The sequence below is a fragment of the Aurantimonas sp. HBX-1 genome (genome assembly GCF_021391535.1).
Classification (GTDB): Bacteria; Pseudomonadota; Alphaproteobacteria; order Rhizobiales; family Rhizobiaceae; genus Aurantimonas.
Window position 1 is genome coordinate 1098962 of the sequence record NZ_CP090066.1, and the last position, 16277, is coordinate 1115238.

17 protein-coding genes and 1 other RNA gene are annotated in these 16277 nt (G+C 68.7%); 15 read left to right on the top strand and 3 right to left on the bottom strand.

Going from position 1 to position 16277, the window contains the following annotated elements:
• Positions 1-138: 138 nt before the first annotated feature.
• On the top strand, positions 139-594 hold the full coding sequence (locus LXB15_RS05175; RefSeq protein WP_233951403.1) for an isoprenylcysteine carboxylmethyltransferase family protein: 456 nt from the start codon (positions 139-141) through the stop codon (positions 592-594).
• A gap of 34 nt (positions 595-628) precedes the next feature.
• Here LXB15_RS05175 and LXB15_RS05180 read toward each other — a convergent pair whose 3' ends face one another.
• Positions 629-1057 (bottom strand): DUF4112 domain-containing protein, encoded by a 429-nt coding sequence (locus tag LXB15_RS05180; RefSeq protein WP_233951405.1) that lies wholly within the window; start codon positions 1055-1057, stop codon positions 629-631.
• A 260-nt stretch (positions 1058-1317) separates the two neighbouring features.
• On the opposite strand from LXB15_RS05180, the gene LXB15_RS05185 reads away from it, so the two are divergent.
• Entirely contained in the window at positions 1318-1821 is a 504-nt protein-coding gene (locus tag LXB15_RS05185; RefSeq protein ID WP_233951407.1) for a hypothetical protein, read from the top strand.
• On the top strand, positions 1818-2408 hold the full coding sequence (locus tag LXB15_RS05190; RefSeq protein ID WP_233951409.1) for an RES family NAD+ phosphorylase: 591 nt from the start codon (positions 1818-1820) through the stop codon (positions 2406-2408). The genes LXB15_RS05185 and LXB15_RS05190 overlap by 4 nt, the downstream gene beginning before the upstream one ends.
• 69 nt (positions 2409-2477) lie before the next feature.
• Here the strand turns inward: LXB15_RS05190 and LXB15_RS05195 are convergent, their stop codons facing one another.
• Both LXB15_RS05195 and LXB15_RS05200 read right to left on the bottom strand, forming a co-directional pair.
• The gene (locus tag LXB15_RS05195) at positions 2478-3665 is read right to left on the bottom strand and encodes a lytic murein transglycosylase (protein WP_233951411.1); all 1188 of its coding nucleotides are present in this window, start codon (positions 3663-3665) and stop codon (positions 2478-2480) included.
• A gap of 101 nt (positions 3666-3766) precedes the next feature.
• Positions 3767-4612, bottom strand: coding sequence for a glycoside hydrolase family 25 protein (locus LXB15_RS05200; protein ID WP_233951413.1), 846 nt, complete (start codon positions 4610-4612; stop codon positions 3767-3769).
• Between the two features lie 298 nt (positions 4613-4910).
• Between LXB15_RS05200 and LXB15_RS05205 the strand changes: the two genes are divergently transcribed.
• The 12 genes from LXB15_RS05205 (at position 4911) to mraY (ending at position 16275) form a co-directional block, all read left to right on the top strand.
• On the top strand, positions 4911-5225 hold the full coding sequence (locus LXB15_RS05205) for a hypothetical protein (RefSeq protein WP_233951415.1): 315 nt from the start codon (positions 4911-4913) through the stop codon (positions 5223-5225).
• Positions 5226-5346: 121 nt separating this feature from the next.
• Positions 5347-6060: a DnaJ family molecular chaperone gene (locus LXB15_RS05210; protein WP_233951417.1), complete on the top strand. Its 714-nt coding sequence runs from the start codon at positions 5347-5349 to the stop codon at positions 6058-6060.
• Positions 6057-6869: an N-acetylmuramoyl-L-alanine amidase gene (locus LXB15_RS05215; protein WP_233951419.1), complete on the top strand. Its 813-nt coding sequence runs from the start codon at positions 6057-6059 to the stop codon at positions 6867-6869. Before LXB15_RS05210 ends, LXB15_RS05215 begins: the two co-directional genes overlap by 4 nt.
• A gap of 140 nt (positions 6870-7009) precedes the next feature.
• Positions 7010-7516 (top strand): lytic transglycosylase domain-containing protein, encoded by a 507-nt coding sequence (locus LXB15_RS05220; protein ID WP_233951421.1) that lies wholly within the window; start codon positions 7010-7012, stop codon positions 7514-7516.
• A 103-nt stretch (positions 7517-7619) separates the two neighbouring features.
• Positions 7620-8059, top strand: an RNA gene (rnpB, locus tag LXB15_RS05225) — RNase P RNA component class A.
• A 510-nt stretch (positions 8060-8569) separates the two neighbouring features.
• Complete coding sequence (gene mraZ, locus LXB15_RS05230) at positions 8570-9031, top strand: division/cell wall cluster transcriptional repressor MraZ (protein ID WP_233951422.1); 462 nt, start codon at positions 8570-8572, stop codon at positions 9029-9031.
• Positions 9028-10062, top strand: coding sequence for a 16S rRNA (cytosine(1402)-N(4))-methyltransferase RsmH (gene rsmH / locus LXB15_RS05235; protein WP_233951424.1), 1035 nt, complete (start codon positions 9028-9030; stop codon positions 10060-10062). The genes mraZ and rsmH overlap by 4 nt, the downstream gene beginning before the upstream one ends.
• Positions 10063-10066: 4 nt before the next feature.
• On the top strand, positions 10067-10423 hold the full coding sequence (locus tag LXB15_RS05240; protein ID WP_233951426.1) for a hypothetical protein: 357 nt from the start codon (positions 10067-10069) through the stop codon (positions 10421-10423).
• Positions 10423-12150, top strand: a complete 1728-nt coding sequence (locus tag LXB15_RS05245; RefSeq protein WP_233951427.1) for a penicillin-binding protein 2 — start codon at positions 10423-10425, stop codon at positions 12148-12150. Before LXB15_RS05240 ends, LXB15_RS05245 begins: the two co-directional genes overlap by 1 nt.
• Before the next feature lie 128 nt (positions 12151-12278).
• Complete coding sequence (locus LXB15_RS05250) at positions 12279-13727, top strand: UDP-N-acetylmuramoyl-L-alanyl-D-glutamate--2,6-diaminopimelate ligase (RefSeq protein WP_233951429.1); 1449 nt, start codon at positions 12279-12281, stop codon at positions 13725-13727.
• Entirely contained in the window at positions 13724-15196 is a 1473-nt protein-coding gene (locus LXB15_RS05255; RefSeq protein WP_233951431.1) for a UDP-N-acetylmuramoylalanyl-D-glutamyl-2,6-diaminopimelate--D-alanyl-D-alanine ligase, read from the top strand. The genes LXB15_RS05250 and LXB15_RS05255 overlap by 4 nt, the downstream gene beginning before the upstream one ends.
• Positions 15193-16275 carry a phospho-N-acetylmuramoyl-pentapeptide-transferase gene (gene mraY, locus LXB15_RS05260; protein ID WP_233951433.1) on the top strand — a complete coding sequence of 361 codons (1083 nt, stop codon included), beginning with the start codon at positions 15193-15195 and terminating at the stop codon, positions 16273-16275. The genes LXB15_RS05255 and mraY overlap by 4 nt, the downstream gene beginning before the upstream one ends.
• Positions 16276-16277: the final 2 nt, after the last annotated feature.

Below are 16277 nucleotides of genomic sequence, written 5' to 3' on the forward strand. Positions count from 1 at the left end.
CGGCTGCGATGCCGCGGGAAGGCCGGCCGGCGGGTAGGCCCCGACGGCCGAGGGCTGTATCATGCGGCAGCCGGACCGGCGCGACGCGCGGTGCGGTCCTGGCCAGGCGGTGGAGCGGGAGACGCGGAGCCATGACCGGTGCGTGACGGCCATCTCACATTCGACCTGCCGCCGATGTGGGCGCTGGCGACGATCGCGGCGTCGAGCCTTGCGGCCTGGCTCGTCCCCATCGCGCGCTTCGGCTCGGCGTGGAGCACCGGTCTCGGCATCCTGATGGCGCTCGCGGGGATCGCGATCATGGTCTGGTCGGCGCTGTGGTTCCGCCGCAAGAAGGCCGAGATCATGCCGCGCCAGTCGCCGACGGCGCTGATCGTCGAGGGTCCCTACCGGATCAACCGCAACCCGATCTATACCGGCATGGCGCTGGTGGTGCTGGGCGTCGCCTTCTGGCTCGGCGCGCTGTCGGCGGTGGCGATCGCGAGGTTCTATCCGTTCGTGATCACCAGCCGCTTCATCCGCGGCGAGGAGGCGGGACTGCGCCGGACCTTCGGGGCCGAGGCGGAGGCCTATTTCCGGCGCACGCGGCGCTGGTGAGCGAGGCCGCCGAGGCCGCTGGTGAGCGAGGCGGCTAGCGGCGCTTCGGCGTGACGTCCTTCATCGGCCGCTCGCGCATCGTCTCGCCGAGTTCGGTGTCGGCCTCGCCGAAATGCTCGAGGATGATGTTGAGGTTGCGCCGGTGCGCCTTGAAGAACAGGTCGGCGACGTCGCCGGCCAGCGGCACCGCGCCCACCACCACGTCGAGCCCGAGATTGCCGAGCATCTTGACGATCTTGCTGGTCGGCAGGCCGAGCCGGCGCGCCTCGTTGACGATGTAGAGGCCGACGGCGCCGCCCGCCACGTCGCCGACGCCCGGGATCAGGCCGAGCACCGAGTCGCCGCCGAAGCGGATGCTGGTGCCGGGAATCCGGATCGCCGTGTCCATCAGTCGCGCCAGGCGGCTGACGCGACGCAGGCGCCGCACATGGTCGGGATGAAGCGGGGTCTGGGGGTTCTTCATGCGTGACTCACTCCTCACGGAGCGCTCACTGCTCCGTGCGGGCATATGGGGACGGCGGGCGGATGACAACAGGCGCGGTGAGGCAGACCTGTCTGCCGGGAGTGCCCTGCCGCACGCGAAGCGGTGGCAATAGAGGGTGGTAGGCTGACCCGAAGACCTTCCATGCAAACCTCCGCAGGCTCTACCGAAAGTTGTCAAAGTTGCCTATGTTGGGCTCGATAAGTTTCGGGCGCCAGTCGCCAGAGGACGGAGCCATCGTCGTGACGGAGAAACTGAAGGCGGCAGCCAGAAAAAGCGCGTCCGGACACGGTTCGAACGAGGCGTCCGTCGTCCCGCAGATCGCCACACAGGCCTTCGAACCGGACGCCAGGGCCAGGGCCATGTTGGACGGGATCCGCATTGCCGAAGACGATCTGCGCGCCGCCGGCGGTGCCTATACGCTGGAAGAGGTCCAGGCGCTCATGCGCGGGGTCACGCGTCAGGCTGTCGAGAAACGGGTCAGCGAGGGAAGCCTTCTGGCGGTGCCCGGCCCCAGCAACCGACGCCGCTACCCTGTCGCCCAGTTCAAGGCCGACGGGTCGATCGTCGGCGGGATGCGAACGGTGCGCGAGGCCTTGCCCACGAGGAACCCGTGGACGATCCTCAACTTCCTCGTCCAGCCGAATCCGAAACTCGGCGGGAAGAAGCCAATAGAGCTGATGCGAAACGGGGAGGTCGACCGCGTCGTCGAGGCAGCCAGACGTGTGGGCGAGCAGGGAGCTTGAGCGCACCAGAGCCGCCGGCGGACCTCGGGGCACGTTCGCCGAAGGTCCTTAGCGTTCCACGCGGCTCGCTTCTCCATCGCTTCTACAATTCCTCCCACGAGCCGATCCATTTCGACAGCACGCCGAGCGGACGATTCAACGCTCCGGACGGGAGCTATGGAACGCTCTACGCAGCCCGTGACCGCGCCGGTGCCTTCGCCGAGACGTTCCTGCGGACACCGGGACGGACGCAGATCGATTTCGACCTGCTGGCGCGGAAAGCCTACGTCCAGATGCAGAACGTCCGCGCGCTTACCCTGATCAGCCTGACAGGACCGGGTCTGGCTGTCCTTGGCGCGACGGCCGAGGTCACCCATGGCGGCTTGCCCTACGACATTCCCCAGAAATGGTCGAAGGCCCTTGCGGAGCATTCGCTGGCAGCCGATGGCATCGTCTATACGGCCCGCCACGACGACGAACAGCTTTGCTATGCAATCCATGAACGCGCGGCAGCGGCCCTCTTCGAGGTCGACCGGACGGACGACCTCGACCGGGACTGGTTTTGGGAACTCGCCAACCGGTACGGCGTCGGCCTCGCTCCGTCGTAGCTGCGTCGACGAGCCAGGCTGGGCGGCGGCTACACCTGCGGCGTTGCTGCGGGCAGCGGGCCGGCGGTCTCAGAGAGCCGAGAGGAGTTCCGGGGTCGGCCAGCCGTCGGCCGGCAGGCCGAGGCGGATCTGCTCCTGGCGGACCGCGGCCCGCGTGTTCTCGCCGATGATCCCGTCGACGCCGCCGGTGTCGTGGCCGAGATCGCTGAGGCGCTGCTGCAGCCGCTTGGTGTTCTCGAGATCGAGACCCGGCTGCGGGTTGCCCATGTCGACCGGCGGCGCGCCGGCGAGGCGGGTGGAGAAGTAGGCGGCGGTCAGCGAGTAGACCAGCGACTTGTTCCAGGCGAGGTAGATGTCGAAATTCGGGAAGGCGAGGAAGGCCGGCCCGCCGCGGCCCATCGGCAGGATCAGCGATGAGGGCAGTGCGTCGGACTCGAGCGGCGAGCCGTCTGCCTTGGTGACGCCGAGCGACGCGAAGGCCGAGCGCGGCTCCTTGTTGACGAGGGCGGCGCGCTCCCACGGGAAGTCGGCCGGGACAGAGACGGCCTCGAGCCAGGGCTCGCCGCGGCGCCAGCCGAGCGACTGGATGTACTTGCCGGTGGTGACGAGGACGTCGGCGGCGTCCTGACGCAGGTCGACCCGGCCGTTGCCGTCGCCGTCGGTGCCGTAGGCGATGTATTCCTCCGGCAGGAGCTGCGTCTGGCCGAGTTCGCCGGCCCAGGCGCCCTTCATCTCCGCCGGGGTCAGGTAGCCGCGGTCGACGATCTCGATCGCCCCGAGCAGATGCGGGCGGAAGAGTTCCGGGCGACGGCAGTCATGTGCGAGTGTGGCGAGCGCCGCCAGCGTGTCGAAATTGCCGAGCACCGCACCGTAGTCGGTCTCGAGGCCCCAGAAGGCGGCGATCACCGGGCCTGGCACGCCGGTCTCGTCGAGGACGCGGGACAGGACGCCGGCGTGCTTGTCGAGATTGGCTTTCCCCTGGCTCAGCCGGTAGCCGTTGACCATCCGGGTCGCGAACTGCTCCCAGTCCTGGGCGAAGACGCCCTGGGCACGGTCGGCGGCGAGCACCTTCGGATCCTGCCGCATGTTGGCGATGGCGGTGTCGACGGCGGCGGGCGACAGGCCCTTCGCCAGCGCTTCCGTCCGTACGCCCTCCAGGAACTGCCCGAAATCGCCACCGCATTGCTGCGCGGCGGCGAGCGAGGTGCCGGCGAGAAGCATCGACAGGGAAAGGGCAATATGGCGGGCTGCAGGCATGGAGGCGGTCCTGTTCGGGCGTTGCGTCGAGCCGGTCGCTCGGGATCGGCGGGCCGGTGGATGTCGCGACTAGCCCGCCATGATGGCAGTTTGAAGAAGCCTCAGCCCGCCGTGTGCGTCCGCAGCCACCGGATCCAATCGTCTCTGGTGCCGGCGAAGACGTTGCGGTCGACCTCGCCGTTGATGCCCGGCACCGTGCCGCTCTCGGTGTACTGCCAGAAGTGGAAGTCGCGGTCCTCGTAGACGTTCTTCGGATGGTCCCTGACCGCGCGCAGCCAGACCTGGTGATGCGGGAAGGCGCCGACGAGGCGATCGCGGTGCACGTCGATCGGGATGTAGAGGATCGGGCGCTTGCCGTAGTGCTTCTCGAGGACGGCGGCCATGGCGCCGACCTCGCGGACGATCTCGTCGGTGGAGGGCCGCCGCGTGCAGGTCGGCGAGAAGGGCGTCCATTCGATGTCGATCACCGGCGGCAGCGCGTTGCGCTCGCGCGGCACGTTGCGGATGAACCAGGCGGCCTGCTCGACGCCGGGCCGGCAGTGATACCAGAAATGATAGGCGCCGCGGGGCACGCCGGCCGCGCCGGCATTGCGCCAGTTCTCGAGGAAGCGCTCGTCCAGCCGGTCGCCGCCCTCCGTCGCCTTGAGCCAGGCGAAGGCGGTGCCGGCCTCGCGGGCGGCGGCCCAGTCGATCGTGCCCTGGTATTTCGACACATCGATGCCATGCACCGGATAGGCATGGGCGCTGTCGGCCGAAAAGCCCGATGGGGCGGGGGCGAGGCCAAGGTCGTTGACGTCGAGCGAGGCGGAACGGCAGCCGGCGAGGGCCAGCGCCGCCAGGCCGGCGGCGATCAGCAGGCCCTGCCGCCCGGCGCGAGAGGGCCGCGGAGATAAGCGGCGAAGCGCGCCCGAGACGAAGCGTCCGCAAACGGCAGAAAGCGTGGTCATGGCGGCTCCGGATAGTCCCCTCGCGGAATTTTCCGACGAGAGGCACTCGATGACAATGGCCGCGGCGCCACAGGTCGGGCAGCAAATATTGACGGCGGCTGGATGCGGACCATCTGAGCAGAGGTGGCTGGACCGAGGCTGATCGCTCCCGTCCCTCTGTGACGAAGCGCTGCCGGACGATCCGCGACCCGACCGCTGTCGCAATCGGACATGATCTGTGATCGGGTCGTGCTCGAACCGGAAGCGGTTTGCCGCGTTTCGATGCAGAACCACGATTTAATCTCGGAAGGACTATTCCATGAAAACGCTCCTGCTGGCCGCCAGTGCCGCCGCTCTCCTGACCCTCGGCGCCTGTTCGGATGCCGACGAGGCAACGGAGACCGAAACGACGGAGCCTGTCGTCGAGACCGAAGCGGTCGAGCCGGAGGTCGTCGAGCCGGAAGTCGTCGAGCCGGAAGTCACGGTGCCCGCCGAAGACGATGCGGAAGTCGTCGAGCCGGCCGCGCCGGTCGTCGAGGAGGATGAGCCGGTTGTGGCGCCGGAGACCACGCCACTCGAGGACGACGACACCGTCGTTGTTCCGCCTGCCACGGGCACGACGCCGGCCAACTAACGGCGACGGCATCCCGCCGCAGTATCTCGATATCGATGGGCCGCCCGGTTGGGCGGCCCTATTTGCGTTGCAGCAATGCTTCGCCGATAATTGCGTCCGTCCCTGTCGGTGAATCGTCGGAATGCAGATACTTTCAAGCCTCAGCGCGTTGCTGCAATCGGTTCCTGCCGGTGGGCGGGCGACGCTCGACGCGATCCTCGAGGCGATCCGCTCGCTGTTCGCGGGTGACAAGGCGACCAGGCGGGGCGTCGCCTTCAGCGTCGCGGTGATCGCGCTGTCGGCCAAGATGGCGAAGGCGGACGGCGTGGTGTCGCAGCGCGAGATCGCGGCGTTCCAGCAGATCCTCGAGATTCCGCCGGCGGAACTGCGCAACGTCTTCCGGCTCTACGACATCGCCAAGCGCGACACCGCCGGCTTCGAGTTCTACGCGGCGCGGCTGCAGGCGCTGTGCCGCGAGGAGGACGGCGACTGCCAGATCCTCACCGACGTGCTCGACGGGCTGTTCCACATCGCCAAGGCGGACGGGCTGGTGCACGAGCACGAGCTCGCCTTCCTCGCCGAGGTCGCCCGGCATTTCGGCCTGACGGAGAGCGAGTTCGCCCGCCTCAGCAACCGGCACATTCTCGGGCCGGACAATCCCTATGCCGTGCTGGGGATCAGCCCGGACGCGCCGCGCGAGGAGGCGCGGGCCCGCTACCTCACGCTGGCGCGGGAAAACCACCCGGACCGGCTGTCGGCCCGCGGCGTACCCGACGAGTTCATGTTCATCGCCAACGAGCGGATGAAGGCGATCAACGAAGCCTATCACGCGATCACCAGCCGGGACGCCGCTTGACCCCAGACTCCCCGCTCGTCGACATCGTGCTGGCCTCGCCGAACCACAACGAACGCCGGGTGCCGGGCGGCCCGGACATGCTGCTCATCCACTATACCGGCATGGGCACCGGCGACGACGCGGTGCGCTGGCTGTGCGACCCGGTCAGCGCCGTGTCGTGCCACTATCTCGTCCACGAGGACGGGCGGATCGTCCAGATGGTGCCGGAGGCCCGCCGCGCCTGGCATGCCGGGGTGGGCAACTGGCGGGGACAGGACGACATCAATTCCCGGTCGATCGGCATCGAGATCGTCAATCTCGGCCACGCCGCCGGCTATCCGGACTTTCCGGAGGCGCAGGTGCGGGCGGTCGCGCAATTGTGCGCAGATTGTGCCGCGCGCTGGGCGATTCCGCCGGAAAGACTGCTCGGGCACTCGGATGTTGCGCCGGGGCGCAAGGCCGATCCCGGCGAAAAGTTCCCCTGGGATCAACTCTTCCGCGCCGGACTCGGCCATTACGTCGAGGCGGCGCCGATCGCCGGCGGGCGCTTCTTCGGCCTCGGCGACAGGGGCGACCCGGTCGCCGCCTATCAGGGATTGCTGGCGGCCTACGGCTACGGCGTGCCGATCGACGGAACCTTCGGCGAGACAACGCGCCAGGCCACGATCGCCTTCCAGCGGCACTTCCGCCGCGCGTGCGTCGACGGGGTCGCCGACGCCTCGACCGTGGAGACGCTGCACCGGCTGCTCATGCAGTTGCCGCAGTCGCCGCTGCGGCGTCCCGGCGCCGTTGCTCAGGCGACAGCTGACCGGGTCCATGTATCAGCCTGAAACAGTCCGTGATGTAGCCGTCACATTGCCGGTCCTTTTGCCCCGCACATAGCGGTCCTCGCAGCCGCAGCATTCCAGCGGCGAGGGGATAGTGTCGCTCTTTCAAGGGGTTGGGGCGACAGGCAACATCTGGGGTTTCCATGACAAGACTGACTGCCGCGGCTCTCGCCGCGACGATCGCGCTCGGCCTGACGACCGCTTCCACGGCCGACTCCGTGAGGGGAAATACCGAAGCGGGTAACGTGCAGATGGCATCCGTCGAGCGGTTTGCCGACCGGCCTTACGCCACCATCATCGCTGCTCAGGCCAAGGCCCATGGCGTGCCCGTGGCACTCGCTCATGCGGTGGTGCGGATCGAGAGCAGCTACCGGGCGACGGTGACCGGCGCTGCCGGCGAGGTCGGCCTGATGCAGATCAAGCCCGCCACCGCCCGCGGCATGGGCTATCGCGGCTCGACCAAGGCGCTCTACGATCCGGCCACCAACATCAAGTGGGGAATGCGCTATCTCGCCGGCGCGATGCAGCGCGGCGACGGCAGCACCTGCGGCACGATCCTGAAGTACAACGCCGGCCATTACGCCAAGCGGATGAACCCGATCTCGAAGCGCTACTGCTCGAAGGTGCAGCGGGAAATGGCCCGCGCCTGAGCCGGGGAGACGGGCCGCCGGGACGCGTTCGCGACCGGGGCCCGTCACGCGCTTTTCCATCCAACGGTTGACATTGCGCGCCATGGCGAACACCTAGGCGTCGCCAGTCGGCCGTGCGACCGCTCCCGCCATATGTCGAAAGACGGCGGGGGAGGAAAGTCCGGGCTCCACGGAGAAACGGTGCCGGATAACGTCCGGCGGGGGCGACCCCAGGGAAAGTGCCACAGAAAACAGACCGCCCCGCCTTCAGTGCGGCTTGCCGGCTCCAGCCGAGCGCGCCGCAGTGATGGCGGGGTAAGGGTGAAACGGCGGGGTAAGAGCCCACCGCGCTTCCGGCAACGGCGGCGGCACGGCAAACCCCACCGGGAGCAAGACCGAATAGGGACGACGCGGAGCCTGCCGCAAGGCAGGTGACAGCCCTTCTCCGGGCCGGTCGTCCGGGTAGGTTGCTCGAGGCGGCGCGCAAGCGCCGTCCCAGAGGAATGGTCGCACGGCGGCTTCATCGCCGCCCGACAGAACCCGGCTTACAGGCCGACTGGCATCTTCTACCGACCAACGCGGCCACGGGCGCGCCGACAGGCGCGTGCCGATGCCGGGCGCCGCCAGGGTTCCGCCATGGGATGGCGCGCCACCAGCCCGCCGCGCATTTTTCCCCACCGGCGTTTTCCGTTTTTCTCCCGTCCCTTACGGCCGTTCGATCGTCTCCCGGCGCAGCTCAGCATCGGCGCCGACGAATTCTGCCGCGTTTGCGAAACATCAATATTAATAAGCCGTTAACACTGGCGTTCTAAGAATTACGGGAGCCGCCGGGCAAGTGTTGCACCGGTACTTCCCATTGACGCCCATGAACGCCCATGCTATCCCAAATGCCATCAGACGAGGGGCGCGGCAGCCCTTTTTTCAGACATCGAATACCGCTCCCCGGCACGTCCGGGGTGGCGGCGAGCAAATGGTGGGCGCCGTCCGCCAGGGCATTCGCGTGCCTGCGGACCGGCGACAAAGCGGGGGCTTTGATGGAATGCGAACGGGTCGCTCCAGGACAGTCGGCGGCTGATGGATCGGTTCCTTTCCAACTTCGTGCACAATATCGACGCCAAGGGCCGGGTCTCGGTGCCGGCCGCCTTCCGGCAGGTGATCGCGGCCCGCGGCATTCGCGACCTGTTCGCCATGCGCTCGCTGACGCATCCGGTGATGGATGTGGGCGGGCCGGAACTGATGGAGCGCTTCGAGCGGCGCATGGACGCCCAGGATCCGTTCAGCGAGACGTTCCAGGACCTGTCGATCTTCGCCTTCGGCGACGGCACCTATCTGAAGTTCGACTCCGAGGGGCGGATTATGATGACGGACTTCATCCGCTCCCATACGGGGATCAGCGACCGCGTCGCCTTCGTCGGCGCGCGCGACTATTTCCAGCTCTGGGAGCCGGACCACTTCGAGGCCTACCGGAACGAGGCGCGGGAGCGACTTCTCGCCTCGCGATCCGGTGGGACCGCTTCGGCGAGAGCACCGGAATGACGACGGGCGGCGGCGGGGTCGAGGAACCCTCCGCTGGCGGACCAGCCCGTCATCTTCCGGTGCTTCTCTCCGAGGTCCTTGCCGCCCTGCAGCCGGCGGAAGGCGAGGTCGTCGTCGACGGCACCTTCGGCAATGGCGGCTACACGCGCGCCATCCTCGACGCTGGCGCTTCGGTCATCGCCATCGACCGCGATCCGTCGGCGATCGCCACGGCGCGCGACATGGCGCGCGCCTATGACGGCCGGCTGACCCCGGTCGAGGGCCGCTTCGGCGACCTCGCCGCGATCGTCGCGGCGCATGGCGGCACGGTGGACGGCATCGTCCTCGACATCGGCGTCTCGTCGATGCAGATCGACACCGCCGAGCGGGGCTTCTCGTTCCAGAAGGACGGGCCGCTCGACATGCGGATGGGCTCGACCGGCCCGACCGCCGCCGACGTCGTCAACCGGCTGAAGATCGGCGACCTGGCGCGGGTGCTCGGATTCTACGGCGAAGAGAAGCAGGCCGGGCGTATCGCCCGGGCGATCGTTGCGCGCCGCGACGAGCGGCCGTTCGAGCGGACCCTCGATCTCGCCGGCGTGGTCGGCAAGGTCGTGGGGCGCTCGCCCAAGGACAAGATCGATCCGGCGACCCGCAGCTTCCAGGCGCTGCGCATCTACGTCAACGACGAGCTCGGCGAACTCGCCCGGGCGCTGGTGGCGGCCGAGCAGGTGCTGAAGCCCGGCGGCCGGCTGGTGGTGGTGAGCTTCCATTCGCTGGAGGACCGCATCGTCAAGCGCTTCCTGCGCGACCGCTCGTCGCCGCCCTCGGGGTCGCGGCACCTGCCGGACCTCGCCCCGGTGTCGCAGACCTTTGTCGCCCGTAACAAGGCCGTCGCGGCGAGCGAGGAGGAGGCGCGCCGCAACCCGCGCGCCCGTTCCGCCAAGCTGCGCAGCGGCATCCGGACCGCCGAACCCGCCCGAGACCCCGGCAGCGCGCTCGATTTCGCGGCGCTGCCCTCGCTTGCCGACCTGCCCGAGAGCGGAGAGTGATCCGATGCTGAAGACGATCGACGTCGTGCTGATCGCGGTGATGATTTCCGCCGCCGCCTGGACCTACCAGATCAAGCACCAGGCCGAGACCACCGAGAGCGAGCTCGCCCAGGTGGAACGCCGGATCGCGCTCGAGAAGGAGACGATCCAGCTGCTCGAGGCCGACTGGAGCCTGCTCGACCAGCCGCCGCGGCTGCAGCGGCTGGTCCACGCTTTCGAGACGGAGCTGCAGCTGAAGCCGATGCGGCCCGACCAGGTGGTGGAGCCGGACGAGCTGCCGGCCCGGCCGGTCAACCTCGTCCCCGACCAGAACAACACGCTCGGCGGCTATGCCGACAACGGCGAAACGGTGGTGCGCTGATGGACGTCACGAGGCTCTTCCGCCGCAAGAAGGTCGCCGAGTCGGCGCTGCCGGAATTCGATCCGTTCGGCCGGCGCCGTCGCCTCGGCCCGCCGAAGAACCGCGGCCGCATCACCCTCGCGATCGGGCTGTTCGTCGGGATCTACGGCGTCATCGGCGGCCGTCTGGTGATGTGGGGTGCGGCCCCGTACGACGTCGCCTCCGCCTATGGGGCGCGCGACCAGATCATGGCGGCCCGCCCGGACCTCATCGACCGCAACGGCGAAGTGCTGGCCACCGACATCCGCACCGCGTCGCTGTTCGCCGAACCGCGGCGGATCATCGATCCGGACGAGGCGAGCGAGCTGCTGCTCAGCGTGCTGCCTGATCTCGATCCGAAATGGCTCTACAGCCGGCTGGCCAGCAAGGCGGGCTTTGCCTGGCTGCGCCGCGAGCTGACGCCCGGCCAGCAGCAGGCGATCCTCGATCTCGGGATTCCGGGCATCGGATTCCGCACCGAGAAGCGGCGTTTCTATCCCGGCGGCAGCACCGCGGGCTTCGTGACCGGCCATGTCAATGTCGACAACCAGGGCACGGCCGGCATGGAGAAATACATCGACGACCAGGGCTACCGCGCCTTGCAGAACGCGGGTCTTGCCGTCGGGACCGATCTCGAGCCGGTCAGGCTGTCGATCGACCTGCGCGTGCAGCACATCCTGCGCGACGAGCTCGCCGCGGCGATGACCCGCTACAAGGCGATCGCCGTCGGCGGCGTCGTCCTCGACGTGAACACCGGCGAGGTCATCGCCATGACGTCGCTGCCCGACTACGACCCGAACGATTCCAAGCAGGCCCTCGACAAGGACCGGATGAACCGGATGTCCGCCGGCCTCTACGAGATGGGATCGACCTTCAAGACCTTCACCACCGCCATGGCGCTCGACTCCGGCAAGGTGAAGATCACCGACTCCTTCGACGCGTCGCGGCCGATCCGCATCGGCGGCTTCACCATTTCCGACTTCCACGGCAAGAAGCGCGTGCTGTCGGTTCCGGAAGTGTTCATCTACTCCTCGAACATCGGCACGGCCAAGGAAGCCGAAGTGGTCGGCGTCGAGGGGCACCAGGAATTCCTGACCCGCATGGGCCTGCTGACCCGGCTTCAGACCGAGCTGCCGGAAGTGGCGACGCCGACGCAGCCGAAGGTCTGGAAGCAGATCAACTCGGTGACGATCTCCTTCGGCCATGGCGTCTCGACGACGCCGCTGCAGACGGCGGTCGCCGCGGCGACGCTGATGAACGGCGGCAAGCACATCCCGCCGACCTTCCTGCCACGCACGCGGGCCGAGGCCGATGCGCTGGCGACGCAGGTCGTCGACCCGAAGACCAGCGACCAGATGCGCTATCTGTTCCGCCTCAACGTCGCCGACCAGCGCGGCTCCGGCAAGAGCGCCGAGGTCGAGGGCTACAAGGTGGGCGGCAAGACCGGCACGGCGAACAAGGTGGTGAACGGCCGCTATTCCGACACGGCGAAGTTCAACGCCTTCCTGGCGGCGTTCCCGATGGACGACCCGCGCTACATCGTGCTGGTGGTGATCGACGAGCCGAAGCGCGAGGAGGGCAAGCCCTACGCCACCGCCGGCTGGAACGCGGCGCCGACGGTGGGCGCCGTCATCCGCCGCTCGGCGACGCTGCTCGGCGTGCGGCCCGATTTCGGGGACGAGGCCAAGTCGCTGCTCGTTTCGTATTAATACCACAACCGGAACGAACTGTTCCGGCACGACGAAAGCGATCTTCACCGAGCGACCGCTTGGCGATAGAAGACCGAGCAGCCGGCCAAGGTTAGGCCGGCTTTTCGGTACAGAGCGGAACATGGTTAATGAAGCTTTCCCAACTCGCAGAGGGCCTTGCGGCGACCTGGACGGGCAGCGACCCGGAGATCGCCGGACTCTCGACCGATTCGCGGGAAACCCAGCCTGACTTCCTGTTCGCCGCGGTCGCCGGCTCGAAGGCCGACGGCGCGCGCTTCGTCGCCGACGCCGAAAGCCGCGGTGCCGCCGCGATCCTCGCCGGCACGAACGCCGCGATCGACACGACCCTGCCGCTGATCCGCGCCGAGGACCCGCGCCGCGCCATCGCGCTGATGGCGGCGCGCTTTCATGGCGCGCAGCCGGCGCATGTCGTTGCGGTGACCGGCACCGCCGGCAAGACCTCGGTCGCCACCTTCCTGCGGCAGATCTGGGCGCGCGCGGGGATCGCGGCGGCCTCGATCGGCACCACCGGCGTGGTGTCGCCCGGCCGCGACGAATACGGCTCGCTCACCACGCCGGACCCGATCGCGCTGGCAAGGCTGATGGCCGAGCTCGCCGGCGAGGGCGTCACGCACGCCGCCATGGAAGCCTCCAGCCACGGGCTCGACCAGCGCCGGCTCGACGGCGTCCGGCTGGAAGCCGGCGGTTTCACCAATCTCGGCCACGACCACATGGACTATCACCCCGACATCGAGGCCTATTTCGCGGCCAAGATGCGGCTGTTTTCGGCGCTGCTGCCGAAGGGCGCGCCTGCCGTGGTGTTCGCCGACGACCGCTGGTCGGGCCGGGTGGTGGAGGTCGCCACCGGCGCCGGCCTGCGGGTGATGACCGTCGGGCGCGGCGGGAACTTCCTGACGCTGAAGCGTCTGGAGCACGAGCGGCACCGCCAGATCGGCGAGATCGAGGCGGAGGGCCGCATCCATCGCATCGTCTTGCCGCTGGCCGGCGAATTCCAGATGTCCAACGCCCTGGTCGCGGCCGGGCTTGCCATCGCCACCGGCGTTCCGGCGGCCGACGCGCTGGCGGCGCTGGAGACGCTGAAGGGCGCTTCCGGCCGGCTCGACCTCGCCGGCACCACGGCGAGCGGCGCGCCGGTCTTCGTCGACTATGCGCACAAGCCCGAGGCGCTGGAGAACGTGCTGGCCGCGGTGCGCCCGTTCACCACCGGAAGGGTGGTGGCGGTGATCGGCTGCGGCGGCGACCGCGACAAGATCAAGCGGCCGATGATGGGCGAGATCGCCGCGCGCCTCGCCGACATCGTCATCGTCACCGACGACAACCCGCGCTCGGAGGATCCGGCGACGATCCGCGCCGAGATCATGGCGGCATCGCCCGGTGCCACCGAGATCGGCGACCGGCGCGAGGCGATCTTCGAGGCGGTGCGCACGGCGCGGGCCGGCGACACGGTGGTGATCGCCGGCAAGGGCCACGAGGTCGGCCAGACCGCCGGCGGCGTCACCCAGCATTTCAGCGACCATGAAGAGGTCCGCGCGGCGATCGCGGAGGCGGGGCGATGAGCGCGGCACTCTGGGACATTCCGGCGCTGATGGCGGCGATGGATGCACGGCCGGTCGGCGACCTGCCGGAGACGATCACCGGCATCTCGATCGACAGCCGCACGCTCGAGCCGGGCGAGGCGTTCTTCGCCATCAAGGGCGAGCAGTTCGACGGCCACAATTTCCTGACCGCGGCGACCAAAGCCGGGGCGGCGCTGCACGTCGTCTCGGAACAGAAGCTGCCGGCGCTGGGACGCGTCCAGTCGCCGCTGCTGGTCGTCGACGACGTGCTGAAGGCGCTGACGCGGCTCGCCGAGGCGGCACGCGCCCGCTCGCAGGCCAGGATCATCGCGGTGACCGGCAGCGTCGGCAAGACCACCACCAAGGAGGCGCTGCGGCACGGGCTGTCGGCCTGCGGCAGCGTCCATGCCAGCGCTGCCTCGTTCAACAATCACTGGGGCGTGCCGCTGAGCCTGGCGCGCCTGCCGGAAGATGCCCGCTTCGCGGTGTTCGAGATCGGCATGAACCATCCGGGCGAGATCCGCCCGCTGGTCAAGCTGGTGCGCCCGGACCTCGCGATCGTCACGCTGATCGCGCCGGCCCATCTCGGGCATTTCCGCGACATCGACGAGATCGCCGAGGCAAAGGCCGAGATCTTCGAGGGGCTGGTCGACGGCGGCACGGCGATCCTCAACGGCGACGACCCGCAATGCGGCCGGCTGGCGACGCTGGCGCGCGCCGCCGGGGTGAGCCGGATCGCGACCTTCGGCGAGGCCGCCGGGACCGACTTCCGCCTGACCTCCTTCGCGCCGTCGCCGGACGGGGCCGAGATGACGGCGACGATCGCCGGCGAGGCGGTGCGCGTGACGCTCGCGCCGAGCGGCCGGCACATGGCGCAGAACGTCCTCGCCGTGCTCGGCGCAGCCAGGCTCGCCGGCGCCGACATCCAGGCGGTCGCGGCGGCGCTCGGCAGCTGGCGCGCCGTCAAGGGACGCGGCGCCCGCCACCGCCTGCCACTGCCGGGAGGCGGGACCATCACGCTCATCGACGACAGCTACAACGCCAACCCCGCCTCGATGCGCGCCGCGCTCGACGTGCTGAAGACCGAGACCCTGGGCGAGGGCGGACGCCGGATCGCGGTGATCGGCGACATGCTGGAGCTCGGAACGCACGCGCCGTCGCTGCACGCCGAGCTGGTGGGGGCGATCGAGGCGGCCGGCGTCGACCGGGTCTACATGGCCGGCAACGAGATGAAGGCCCTCGACGACGTGCTCGAGAACCGCGTGCCGCGCGAGTGGCACGAGAATGTCGACGAGCTGCTGGCGAGCCTCCTCGGCGCGGCGCGCCCCGGCGACGTCATCATGGTCAAGGCATCCAAGAGCATCGGCTTCGGGCCGCTGGTGGAGCGGCTCATCGCCCACCACGCGCCGGAGACCTCGGGCGACGCGGCGTCGCATTCCTCGCCCAGATCGTCCGGAGACGACGCATGATCGCCTATCTCGGACAGTTCGCGGCCGAATTCCCGATCTTCAACGTCTTCCGCTACATCACCTTCCGCACCGGTGCGGCGATGATCACCGGCTTCATCGTGGTGTTCCTGTTCGGTCCGGCTATCATCGCCAATCTGCGGATCCGCCAGGGCAAGGGCCAGCCGATCCGGGCGGACGGCCCGCAGACGCATTTCAAGAAGGCCGGCACGCCCACGATGGGCGGGCTGATGATCATCAGCGGCTTCCTGGTGGCGACGCTGCTCTGGGCGGACTTGGCCAACCTTTACGTCTGGACCGTGCTGATGGTCACCGTCGGCTTCGGCGCCATCGGCTTCTACGACGACTACCTGAAGGTCACCAAGCAGAGCGACAAGGGCTTTTCCGGCAAGTCCCGGCTGGCGCTGGAGTTCCTCATCGCCGGCACGGCGGCGACGATGATCGTCTATGCCGGCACCGGCAGCTTCGCCAGTTCGCTGGCCTTTCCCTTCGTCAAGTCGGTGCTGATCGATCTCGGCTGGTTCTACGTCGTGTTCGGGGCCTTCGTCATGGTCGGCGCCGGCAACGCGGTGAACCTGACGGACGGGCTGGACGGGCTCGCCATCGTGCCGATCATGATCGCCGCCGCGGCCTTCGGGCTGATCGCCTATGTCGCCGGCAACGTGAACTTCTCCACCTATCTGCAGATCCACTATGTCGCCGGCACCGGCGAACTCGCGCCGCTCTGCGGCGCGGTGATCGGCGCCGGGCTCGGCTTCCTGTGGTTCAACGCGCCGCCGGCGGCGATCTTCATGGGCGATACCGGGTCGCTCGCGATGGGCGGCATGGTCGGCACGATCGCCGTCGCCACCAAGCACGAGCTGGTGCTGGCGATCATCGGCGGGCTGTTCGTGATCGAGGCGCTGTCGGTGATCATCCAGGTCGGCTGGTTCAAGCTGACCGGGCGGCGGGTCTTCCTGATGGCGCCGATCCACCACCATTTCGAAAAGCTCGGCTGGACCGAGAGCCAGGTGGTGGTGCGGTTCTGGATCATCGCCTTCATGCTGGCCTTCGTCGGCCTTTCCACCCTGAAGCTGCGGTGAGG